Consider the following 10,081-nt stretch of genomic DNA (forward strand, 5'->3'; position numbering starts at 1 on the left):
CGGACGGGCTGATATCGATCACGGCTGACTCTCGGCTCACGATCCGGCGTTGACGTTGGCGAGGACGGCGGTGGCGATGGCCAGGACCACGGCGCCGGCGAGCAGGGCGCTCAGGTAGCTCTGTACGTTGCCGGTCTGGGCCCGGCGTACGAGGCTGCCGAGCAGCCGGGGGCCGGTGCCCGCGCCGCGGACGTACGTGTCGACGACCTCGCGGTCCAGGAAGCGGACCAGGCCCGCGGCCGCCCGGGTGGGGCGGACGAAGAGCCGGTCGTAGACGGCGTCGAGGTGGAAGCCGTCGGCGGCGTGGCGGTGCAGCGGGCCGAGGAGGGCCCGGCCGGGGTCAGCTGCGGGGGTGGCCGCCACGGCGGGGTGGTCGTGGGTCACCTTGTCCACCTCGGGGGTCTCGGCGGCGGATTCGGCGGCGGCGACGGACGCGGGTACGGCGGCTCCGTTGCGGATCCCGGCGGCGGCGCGGGCGGTGGCCCGCTGCCAGAGGCCGTAGGTGAGCACGATGCCGATGAGGGCGGCGCCGGTGCCGAGGACCGAGGTGGTCACGGACGGGGTGAGCTCCGCGCCGTCGAACCAGTCGGCGAGGGGGCCGGCGGCGAGGCCGAAGGCGGTCGAGGGGACGGCCAGCAGCCACAGCACGCCGGTCATGGCGACGGGTTCCCTGCCGTGGTCGGGGGCGGCGGCGCCGCGGCCCCGGAAGGCCATCAGCCACAGCCGGGTGGCGTAGGCGGCGGTGAGCAGGGCGGTCAGTACGCCGGCGGCGAGGACGATCCAGCCGGCCGCGCCGGGGGCGAGGTCGGAGTGTCCGCCGGCGGCGTGCTCGGCGGCGACGAGGACGGCTTCCTTGGAGAAGAAGCCGGCGAAGGGCGGGATGGCGGCGAGCGCGAGCAGCGCGATCGTCATCGTCCAGAAGGCGTCGGGGATGCGCTTGGCCAGGCCGTCCATGCGGGACATGGCGGCCAGGGAGTTCGTTCCGGCGGCGTGGATGATGACGCCCGCGCCGAGGAAGAGGAGTGCCTTGAAGGCGCCGTGGGACAGGAGGTGGAAGACGGCGGCGCCGCGGTCGCCGACGGCGAGGGCGCCGGTCATGTAGCCGAGCTGGCCGACGGTGGAGTAGGCGAGGACGCGCTTGATGTCGTCTTGGGCGAGGGCGGCGAGGCCGGAGCCGATCATGGTGACGGCGGCCATGACGGCCATGACCACGAGTGCGGCCCGGGAGGCCGTGAAGACGGGCAGCAGGCGGGCGATGAAGTAGACGCCGGCGGCGACCATCGTCGCGGCGTGGATCAGCGCGGAGACCGGGGTGGGGCCGGCCATGGCGTCGGGCAGCCAGGTGTGGAGCGGGAACTGCGCGGACTTGCCGGCGACGCCGGCGAGCAGGAGCAGCGCGATGAGCGTCGGGTGGTCGAGTCCGCCCGCGGCGACGGTTCCGAGGATCTTGGTGATCCGGAAGGATCCGGCGTCGGCGGCGAGCGCGAACAGTCCGATGAGGAAGGGGACGTCGCCGAGCTTGGTGACGAGGAAGGCCTTGAGGGAGGCGGAGCGGGCCGCTTCGGTCTCCCAGTAGTGGCCGACGAGGAAGTACGAGCAGATGCCCATGATTTCCCAGCCGACCAGCAGCACCATCAGGTCGCCGGAGTAGACGACGAGCAGCATGGCGGAGGTGAACAGGGAGACGAGGGCCGCGTAGGACGGGTAGCGCGGGTCCTCGCGCAGGTAGGCCGTCGAGTAGAGCTGGACGCAGGTGGCGACGACCCCGACGAGGGCGGCGACCAGTACGGCGAAGCCGTCCAGGTGAAGCGACAGCTCGATCGGCACGGAGCCGGTCGGGGTGAGCTCGGTCGCGGTGTCGATGGCCGGGCCGCCGCCGTGGCGGACGGCGACGAGCACGGCCAGGACGGCCGCGGCCAGCGTCGGCAGGACGGCGAGCGGCCTGGCGAAGCCGGGGGCGGTGCGGCCCAGGAGCAGGCCGGCGAGGGCGCCGAGGAAGGGGAGGACGGGGACGAGGACCGCGAGGGTCGTGGTGCTCACGCGGCGACCTCCGGCCGGGCAGTGGTGGCAGCGGTGTCATCGGGGCGGCCGGGCTCGTGGCCCTCGGCGGTGTCGCGCAGCCTGTCGACGTCCGAGGTGCCGCGGTTGCGGTACACCATCAGCACGATGGCGAGGCCGATGCCGATCTCGGCGGCGGCGATGGCGATGGTGAAGAGGGTGAGGGCCTGGCCGGCGTGCAGGGTGTCGCGCAGCCAGACGTCGAAGGCCACCAGGTTGAGGTTGACGGCGTTGAGCATCAGCTCGACGGACATCAGGACCAGGATGGCGTTGCGGCGGGCGAGCACTCCGTAGAGGCCGGTGGCGAAGAGCAGGGCCGCGAGTACGGCGGGGTAGGCGAGGTGCATCAGCTCTGCCCCTTCTCGGTGCCCGCGCGGGCGGCGGCGTCGGCCGCGTCTGCGGCGTCCTCGGCGGGGGTGTTGCGGCGGGAGAGGACGATGGCGCCGATCAGGGCGGCGAGGAGGAGCACGGAGAGCGCCTCGAAGGGCAGCACCCAGTGCTGGAAGAGGATCTCTCCGGAGACCTTGGTGGAGCCCTGGGCGGGGCCGTCGAGGTCGATCCAGGTGGTGCGGAAGGCGTCGGCGACCACCCAGACGAGCGCGGCCCCGGCGGCGCCGGCGACGCCGAGCGCGACCCAGCGGTTGCCGGAGTCGGCGTCCGGGGAGCGCCCGATGGGGGCCTTGGTGAGCATCAGCCCGAAGAGGAGGAGGACGACCACGGAGCCGAGGTAGATCAGGACCTGGACCCAGGCGATGAACTCGGCGGTCAGCAGCAGGTACTCGACGGCGATCCCGCCGAGGGCGACGACCAGCCAGAGGGCGGCATGCACGAGCTGCTTGGTGGTGACCGTGATGACGGCCGCGCCGAGGGTGGCGAGGCCGACGAGGAGGAAGGCGATCTCGACGCCGGTCGGCGAGAGGAAGCCGGGGCCGGGCGCGGGGGCGCCCGCGGCCGCGGCGGCTGCGAGGTGGGCGGGGTACATCAGGCGGTGCCTCCCGCCGGGGTGTCGGGGGTGCCGTCGGCGGGGGTGCCGTCGGCGGGCGGGGCCGCTTCGGTCCGGGCCGCGGCTGCCGCCGCGGCGGCAGCCGTGGCAGCGGCGGCTTCGGCCTTCTCCACTGCCTTGCGGGCGGCCGCGATCTCCTTGGGCTCCTCGGCAGCGGGGTCGAGGGCGGGCGGGGCCGGCACGGTCCACATCCACTCGCGCAGCTTGTCGCGCTCGTGGGTGAGCTCGTGGATGTCGGTCTCCGCGTACTCGAACTCCGGCGACCAGAAGAGGGCGTCGAAGGGGCACACCTCGATGCAGATGCCGCAGTACATGCAGAGGGAGAAGTCGATGGCGAAGCGGTCGAGGACGTTGCGGCTGCGCTCGCGGCCGCCGGGGGTGGCGGCGGGCACCGTCTCCTTGTGGGAGTCGATGTAGATGCACCAGTCGGGGCACTCGCGGGCGCACAGCATGCAGACCGTGCAGTTCTCCTCGAACAGGCCGATGACCCCGCGGCTGCGGGGCGGGAGCTCGGGCTGCACCTCGGGGTACTGGGCGGTGTGCGCGCGCTTGGTCATCGTGCGCAGGGTGACGGCCAGGCCCTTGGCGAGGCCGGATCCGGGAATCGGGGGCATTACTGGATCGCCACCTTCACGATGCCGGTGAGCGCGATCTGGGCGAGCGCGAGCGGGATGAGTACGGTCCAGGCGAGCTTCTGGAGCTGGTCCTCGCGCAGGCGCGGGTAGCTCACCCGGAGCCAGATGACGACGAAGGCGAGGACGGCGGTCTTGAGGAGGGTCCAGAACCAGCCGAGGCCGTCACCGCCGAAGGGGCCGTGCCAGCCGCCGAGGAAGAGGACGGTGGTGAGGGCGCACAGGACGACGATGCCGGCGTACTCGGCGAGCAGGAACAGCGCGAAGCGCAGGCCGGTGTACTCGGTGTACGCGCCGAAGATGATCTCGGAGTCGGCGACGGGCATGTCGAACGGGGGCCGCTGGAGTTCGGCGAGGCCGGCGGTGAAGAAGACGACCGCGCCGATGATCTGCCAGGGCAGCCACCACCATTCGAAGGCGCCGACGATCCCGGGCAGGGACACGGTCCCGGCGGCCATCGCGACCGAGGCGGCGGCGAGCAGCATGGGCAGTTCGTACGCGAGCAGCTGGGCCGCGGTGCGCAGGCCGCCGAGCAGGGAGAACTTGTTCGCGGAGGCCCAGCCGCCCATGAGGCTGCCGAGGACTCCGACGCCCATGACGGCGAGGGCGTAGAAGAGGCCGGCGTCGATGACCTGGCCGATCCAGCTGTCGCCCGGGCCGATGGGGATGGCGATCAGGACGAGGAGGTACGGCAGCAGCGCGACGGCGGGGGCGAGCTGGAAGATCCGCCGGTCGGCGTTGGCCGGGACGATGTCCTCCTTCTGCGCGAACTTCACGCCGTCGGCGACGAGCTGGGCCCAGCCGTGGAAGCCGCCGGCGTACATGGGGCCGAGGCGGCCCTGCATGTGCGCCATCACCTTGTGCTCGGTCTGCCCGATGACGAGCGGGAGCACGAGGAAGACGGCGAAGACGACGATCAGTCGCAGGGCGACGTCGAGGACGTCGTTCACGCGTCGCCTCCGGTGGTGTCGGTTTCGGTGTCGGGCTTGGGTGCGGGCTTGGGCTTGGGCTCGGGGGCCGGGGGCTCCTCGAAGGCGGGCTTCGGGTTGTGCCAGGGCGCGTCGGCGCTGCGCGGTGCCGGGCGCCTGGGAGCCTCCGGCTCCGGCGCGGGTTCCTGGCTCGCGGAGCCGTCGCCCTGTGCCTCCGGCGGGGTGGCCTGGCTCGCGGAGCCGTCCGCGGCCGAGCGGGTACGCCGGACAGGGCGCGGGGCGTCGGTGGCCGTGTCCGCGGCCGCGGCGGCGCCGGGCGCGGCCGGGGTCTCCGGGGTGCCCGGCTCCGCCGGGGCCGCCGCCTGGCTCGCGGAGCCGTCGGAGGCCGAGCGGGTGCGGCGGGGCGGGCGGGCGGCGGCCGGGGTGTCGGGGGCCGCCGGGGTGTCGGCGTCGGCGGGCGCCGGGGCCGGGGTGGTCTGGCTGGCGGAGCCGTCCGTCACCGAGCGGGTGCGGCGCGGCGGGCGCGGGGTCTCCGGGGTGTCGGCGGCTGCGGCCTGGGTGGCCGAGCCCTCCGTCACCGAGCGCGTGCGGCGCACCGGGGCGCCCTCGCGCGGGGTGCGCGCCGGGCCGGCGCCGGCGGCGCGCGGGGTGCGGGCCGGCCGGGCGGGGGCCGGGGGCAGCTGGCCCTTGAGCGGGCCCCAGTCGTTGGGGTCCGGCACGCCGGGCGGGAGCATCTGGCGGCGCTTGGGCGCGTCCGGGTCGTGCGCCTCGCCCGGCTCCTTGGCGCCGGGCCACGCCTTGGCGACGCGCGCCGCCAGGACGAAGTCCTTGCGCAGCGGGTGGCCCTCGAAGTTCTCGGGGAGGAGCAGGTGGACGAGGTTGGGGTGGTCCGTGAAGGTGACCCCGAACATCTCGAAGGTCTCCCGCTCGTGCCAGGCCGCGCCCGCGTACACGGCGACGGCGGACGGCAGCGAGGGCGCCGAGTGCGGGACGGTCGTGCGCAGCAGCAGCCGGCTTACCCGGTGGTTCTCCAGGGAGACGACGTGCGCGCAGACGCGGAAGCCCGTACCGGGCTCGTCGACCGCGCTCAGCCAGTCGAAGTAGGTGCAGCCCAGCTTGTCGCGGGCGATCTCCAGCGCGGAGATCCAGGAGCCGACGGGGACGTCGACGGTGAGGAGCTCGTACGCGGACGAGGCCACGGCCTCGGCGCCGAAGACCGTGCCGGCCGCTTCGGGGAGGGAGTCGTAGAGGTTCACGCGCCGGCCCCCGGTGCGGGCGGCGCCGCGACGAGGCCGCTGGTGAGCTGGGCGACGGAGGGCGATGCCGCGTAGCGGTCCGCGAGGGACTCTCGGGCGATCTTCTCCTGAAGCTTGAGGATGCCCTGGAGGAGGGCCTCCGGGCGGGGCGGGCAGCCCGGCACGTAGACGTCGACCGGAATGATCTGGTCCACGCCCTTGGTGACGGAGTACGAGTCCCAGTACGGGCCGCCGCAGTTGGAGCAGGCACCGAAGGAGATGACGTACTTCGGCTCGGGCATCTGCTCGTACAGGCGCTTGACGGCCGGGGCCATCTTGTCCGTCACCGTGCCCGAGACGATCATCAGGTCGGCCTGGCGCGGGCCCGGCGCGAACGGAATGACACCCAGGCGGATGAAGTCGTGTCGGGCCATCGACGCGGCGATGAACTCGATCGCGCAGCAGGCGAGGCCGAAGTTGAAGACCCACAGGCTGTAGCGGCGGCCCCAGTTCAGCACCACCTTCATGGGCTCCGGGGCGAGGCGGGAGAGAACTCCCAGCCTCTTCGGCTCCGGGAGCAGCTGGGGCTGGGGCTCCGGGGTGACGGCCGGTGTCACGTCCATTCGAGGACGCCCTTCTTGTACGCGTAGAGCAGGCCGACGGCCAGGAACCCGAGGAAGATGAACATCTCGACCAGGGTCGTGGCGCCGTAACCGGCGGCGGCGAACACCGTCGCCCACGGGAAGAGGAAGATCGAGTCGACGGCGAAGATGACGTACAGGAACGCGTAGACGTAGTAGCGGACCTGGGTGTGCGCCCAGCCCTCGCCCACGGGGTCCACGCCGCACTCGTACGTCAGCAGCTTCTCGGGGGTCGGGACCACGGGCCGCAGCAGGCGGCCGGCGCCGAAGGCCACGGCGACGAAGAGCACGCCGACGACAGCGAGCAGGCCGACGACCGAATAGCTCCGGAAGTAGTCCGCTGCGATCACGGTTGCTGTCGATACCGTTGGGTCGGGCACGTCCGTTCCTCGCTCCTCGGCCACTGTCGACGATCAGGTTGATCTGGTACGGCAGGGAGTCTAGGGCCTGGGCAGCGCGGGGTGGGGTTACCCCCCGTTCACTGCCGCCTGGCCGCCCCATGGCGTCGGCGGGGCGGAATTGGCAGGCTGAGCCGCATGACCGCGAACGATCAAGCTTCCGCTCCCCCTCCCGTACGCCCCGCCTTCGACGCGGCCACGTGGAAGGAGATCGCCTACCTGCTGAGCAACCTGCCGGTGGCGTTGATCGGATTTGTTTACACGGTTTTCATGATTGCGACGGCGGGCGGTCTGTCCGTGACCGCGATCGGACTGCCGCTGCTCGCCTGCGGTCTGCTCGGGTCGCGGCAGCTCGGAAAACTCGAACGCGCCCGGGCGCGGATCCTGCTCGGCGTACGGGTGGACGAGCCGACCCCGCTGCCGGGGCCGGGGCGGGCCGGCGGGTTCTTCGCCTGGCTGTGGGCCGGGATCAAGGACCCGGTGGGCTGGCGGACCGTGCTGTACGAGCTGGTCCGGCTGCCGTGGGGAGTACTGACCTTCAGTATCGCGCTGCCCGGGCTGATCGTGCTGTGGCCCGTGCTGCCGTACGTGGCGCGCTGGCTGTCCAACGTGGACCGCGCGGCGGTACGGGGCCTGCTGTCGCCCTCCGACGAGCTGGAGCGGCGCATCGCGGAGCTGGAGTCGGGGCGCGGGGTCGTCGTGGACACGGCGGCGGCCGACCTGCGGCGGATCGAACGCGACCTGCACGACGGGGCGCAGGCCCGGCTGGTGGCGCTGGCCATGGGGCTCGGCCTGGCGAAGGAGAAGCTGCTGGAGGACCCGGAGGGCGCGGCGGCGATGGTCGACGAGGCGCACGGCGAGGTGAAGCTGGCGCTCCAGGAGCTGCGGGACCTCGCGCGGGGCATCCACCCGGCGGTGCTGACCGACCGGGGACTCGACGCGGCGCTGTCGTCGGTGGCCTCGCGGTGCCTGGTGCCGGTCAAGGTGCACGTGGACCTGGCGGAGCGGCCGGCCGAGGCGATCGAGGGGATCGCGTACTTCGTGGTGTCGGAGCTGCTGCAGAACGTCAGCAAGCACGCGGGGGCGACCGCGCGGGGCGCGAGCGTCGAGGTGTGGCGGGCGGGGCCGCGGCTGCTGCTGCGGGTGGCCGATGACGGGCGGGGCGGAGCGGATGCCTCCGGCGGGAGTGGGCTGGCGGGGCTCGCTGAGCGGCTGCGGGCGGTGGACGGGGTGTTCGCGGTGGACTCCCCCGAGGGGGAGGGGACGGTGGTCACGGCGGAGCTGCCGTGGCGCGGCCGTGCGTAGGCCCTAACGGGCCCGGGGCCGGAGCGGGGGCGGGGTCCGGTGCCGGGGCGGGGCTGCGGGGGCGGGCGGGGGTGGGGGCCTGAGGCGGGCCGCTGCGCGGGGCCGGTCCCCTACCCGCCCTTCCACCGTTCCCCGGGCTGCGCCCGGACCCCTTTCGGGGGCTCCGCCCCCGGACCCCCGCGCCTCAAACGCCGGCGGGGCTGGAGGGTGCCGGCGAGGCTGGAGGTGCGCGGCGGGGCTGGAGGTGGCGGGGTGGGGTTAACCCCCGGGGGAGACGGTGACCTGCCGCATGGTTCGGGCAGAGGGGCCGGCGGCAGGGTTGAGGGGTCAAGGGATGAGCTGGAAGGGCGGGGCTGGATCATGGGCAACGGCAAGGGCATCGGCCGGGCGGTGCTGCGGGCTCCGGTGGCGGCGCAGACCTGGCGCGAGTTCGCGTACCTGCTGGTGGGCCTGCCGCTCAGCGCCCTGTACTTCTCGCTCGCCGTCACCGGCGTGGCCATCGGAGCCGGGTTGCTCGTGACGTTCGTCGGGGTGCCGGTGCTGGCCGGGGTGCTGGCCATGTGCCGGGGCTTCGGGCAGGTGGAGCGGGCCCGGGTGCGCGGGATGCTGCGCGTGCCGCTCGCCGATCCGGCGCCCGTCCGGGCGGCCAAGGGCGGGGCGGTGGCCCGGGTCGGGGCGCTGCTCAAGAGCGGCAGCGCCTGGCGGCACGTGCTGTACTCCGTCGTGCACCTGCCCTGGGCGGTGTTCACCTTCACGACGGCGCTCACGCTGTGGTGCACCGGCTGGAGCATGGTGCTGTACCCGCTGTGGTTCTGGGTCTTCCCGGCCTTCACCGACCTGCCGGGGCTGCCGGTCCTCCAGAACGACGAGTACACCTTCTACCTCGACTCCCCCGTGACGGTCGCCGGCGCCTTCGTCATCGGGCTGGGCCTGACGCTGGCCACCCCGTGGGTGCTGCGGGCGCTGACCACCGCCGACCGGGTGCTGGTCAGCGGGCTGCTCGGCCGGTCCCGCCTGGACGACCGGGTCATGGAGCTGGAGTCCGACCGCGGGGCGGTCGTGGACACGGCGGCGGCCGACCTGCGGCGGATCGAACGCGACCTGCACGACGGGGCGCAGGCCCGGCTGGTGGCGCTGGCCATGGACCTGGGCCTGGCGAAGGAGAAGCTGGCCGAGGATCCGCAGGCCGCCGCCCGGATGGTGGACGAGGCGCACGGCGAGGTGAAGATCGCCCTCCAGGAGCTGCGGGACCTCGCGCGGGGCATCCATCCGGCGGTGCTGACCGACCGGGGGCTCGACGCGGCGCTGTCGTCGGTGGCCTCGCGGTGCACGGTGCCGGTGCGGGTGGAGGTGGACCTGGCGGAGCGGCCGGCCGAGGCGATCGAGGGGATCGCGTACTTCGTGGTGTCGGAGCTGCTGCAGAACGTCAGCAAGCACGCGGGGGCGACCGCGCGGGGCGCGAGCGTCGAGGTGTGGCGGGCGGGGCCGCGGCTGCTGCTGCGGGTGGCCGATGACGGGCGGGGCGGAGCGGATGCCTCCGGCGGGAGTGGGCTGGCCGGGCTCGCGGAGCGGCTGGATGCGGTGGACGGGGTGTTCGTGGTGGATTCCCCCGAGGGGGAGGGGACGGTGGTCACGGCTGAGCTGCCGTGGCGAGGCCGCGCGTAGGCCCTGGCGGGCCCGGTGCGGGGGCCTCGCGGGGCGGGGCCCGGTGCCGGGGCGGGGGTGGGGCTGGGGCGGGGGTGGGGCTGGGGCGGGGGTGGGGCTGGGGCGGGCAGCTGCGCGGGGCCGGTCCCCTACCCGCCCTTCCACCGTTCCGGGGGGGGGGGGGGGGGGGGGGTGGGGGGCGGGGGGGGGGGGGGTGGGGGAGGAGGGGAGCCCGT

10 protein-coding genes are annotated in these 10,081 nt (G+C 74.0%); 2 read left to right on the forward strand and 8 right to left on the reverse strand.

The genetic code is table 11. The annotated features are described in order from the left end of the window. Positions 1 to 36 precede the first annotated feature (36 nt). Genes AC07A6_RS15840 through AC07A6_RS15875 form a run of 8 tightly spaced genes read right to left on the reverse strand, consistent with a single transcriptional unit; the run spans position 37 to position 6,878 of the window. Entirely contained in the window at positions 37 to 2,040 is a 2,004-nt protein-coding gene (locus AC07A6_RS15840) for an NADH-quinone oxidoreductase subunit 5 family protein (protein ID WP_478777442.1), read from the reverse strand. Next, entirely contained in the window at positions 2,037 to 2,405 is a 369-nt protein-coding gene (nuoK, locus tag AC07A6_RS15845; RefSeq protein WP_478777443.1) for an NADH-quinone oxidoreductase subunit NuoK, read from the reverse strand. The genes AC07A6_RS15840 and nuoK overlap by 4 nt, the downstream gene beginning before the upstream one ends. Then, complete coding sequence (locus AC07A6_RS15850; RefSeq protein WP_362460441.1) at positions 2,405 to 3,040, reverse strand: NADH-quinone oxidoreductase subunit J family protein; 636 nt, start codon at positions 3,038 to 3,040, stop codon at positions 2,405 to 2,407. The genes nuoK and AC07A6_RS15850 overlap by 1 nt, the downstream gene beginning before the upstream one ends. Further along, positions 3,040 to 3,675 carry a NuoI/complex I 23 kDa subunit family protein gene (locus tag AC07A6_RS15855; protein WP_478777444.1) on the reverse strand — a complete coding sequence of 212 codons (636 nt, stop codon included), beginning with the start codon at positions 3,673 to 3,675 and terminating at the stop codon, positions 3,040 to 3,042. Before AC07A6_RS15855 ends, AC07A6_RS15850 begins: the two co-directional genes overlap by 1 nt. Continuing rightward, positions 3,675 to 4,643: a complex I subunit 1/NuoH family protein gene (locus tag AC07A6_RS15860; RefSeq protein ID WP_125817884.1), complete on the reverse strand. Its 969-nt coding sequence runs from the start codon at positions 4,641 to 4,643 to the stop codon at positions 3,675 to 3,677. Before AC07A6_RS15860 ends, AC07A6_RS15855 begins: the two co-directional genes overlap by 1 nt. Then, positions 4,640 to 5,878, reverse strand: coding sequence for an NADH-quinone oxidoreductase subunit C (locus AC07A6_RS15865; RefSeq protein WP_478777445.1), 1,239 nt, complete (start codon positions 5,876 to 5,878; stop codon positions 4,640 to 4,642). The genes AC07A6_RS15860 and AC07A6_RS15865 overlap by 4 nt, the downstream gene beginning before the upstream one ends. Continuing rightward, the gene (locus AC07A6_RS15870) at positions 5,875 to 6,480 is read right to left on the reverse strand and encodes an NADH-quinone oxidoreductase subunit B (RefSeq protein ID WP_125605286.1); all 606 of its coding nucleotides are present in this window, start codon (positions 6,478 to 6,480) and stop codon (positions 5,875 to 5,877) included. The genes AC07A6_RS15865 and AC07A6_RS15870 overlap by 4 nt, the downstream gene beginning before the upstream one ends. Next, complete coding sequence (locus AC07A6_RS15875) at positions 6,471 to 6,878, reverse strand: NADH-quinone oxidoreductase subunit A (RefSeq protein ID WP_042801540.1); 408 nt, start codon at positions 6,876 to 6,878, stop codon at positions 6,471 to 6,473. Before AC07A6_RS15875 ends, AC07A6_RS15870 begins: the two co-directional genes overlap by 10 nt. Before the next feature lie 156 nt (positions 6,879 to 7,034). Between AC07A6_RS15875 and AC07A6_RS15880 the strand changes: the two genes are divergently transcribed. Both AC07A6_RS15880 and AC07A6_RS15885 read left to right on the forward strand, forming a co-directional pair. Continuing rightward, a complete protein-coding gene (locus AC07A6_RS15880) occupies positions 7,035 to 8,201 on the forward strand; it encodes a sensor histidine kinase (protein ID WP_362460430.1) in 1,167 nt (388 codons plus the stop codon). Positions 8,202 to 8,561: 360 nt separating this feature from the next. Next, positions 8,562 to 9,866 carry a sensor histidine kinase gene (locus tag AC07A6_RS15885; protein ID WP_478777446.1) on the forward strand — a complete coding sequence of 435 codons (1,305 nt, stop codon included), beginning with the start codon at positions 8,562 to 8,564 and terminating at the stop codon, positions 9,864 to 9,866. Positions 9,867 to 10,081 lie beyond the last annotated feature (215 nt).

The organism is Streptomyces sp. NPDC044002 (genome assembly GCF_056434525.1).

Excerpts from the sequence above, each read along its gene's own strand:
- nuoK (WP_478777443.1), bottom strand. The coding sequence starts at position 2,405 with ATGCACCTCGCCTACCCCGCCGTACTCGCGGCCCTGCTCTTCGCCACC.
- AC07A6_RS15850 (WP_362460441.1), bottom strand. The coding sequence starts at position 3,040 with ATGTACCCCGCCCACCTCGCAGCCGCCGCGGCCGCGGGCGCCCCCGCG.
- AC07A6_RS15855 (WP_478777444.1), bottom strand. The coding sequence starts at position 3,675 with ATGCCCCCGATTCCCGGATCCGGCCTCGCCAAGGGCCTGGCCGTCACC.
- AC07A6_RS15870 (WP_125605286.1), bottom strand. The coding sequence starts at position 6,480 with ATGGACGTGACACCGGCCGTCACCCCGGAGCCCCAGCCCCAGCTGCTC.
- AC07A6_RS15880 (WP_362460430.1), top strand. The coding sequence starts at position 7,035 with ATGACCGCGAACGATCAAGCTTCCGCTCCCCCTCCCGTACGCCCCGCC.
- AC07A6_RS15885 (WP_478777446.1), top strand. The coding sequence starts at position 8,562 with ATGGGCAACGGCAAGGGCATCGGCCGGGCGGTGCTGCGGGCTCCGGTG.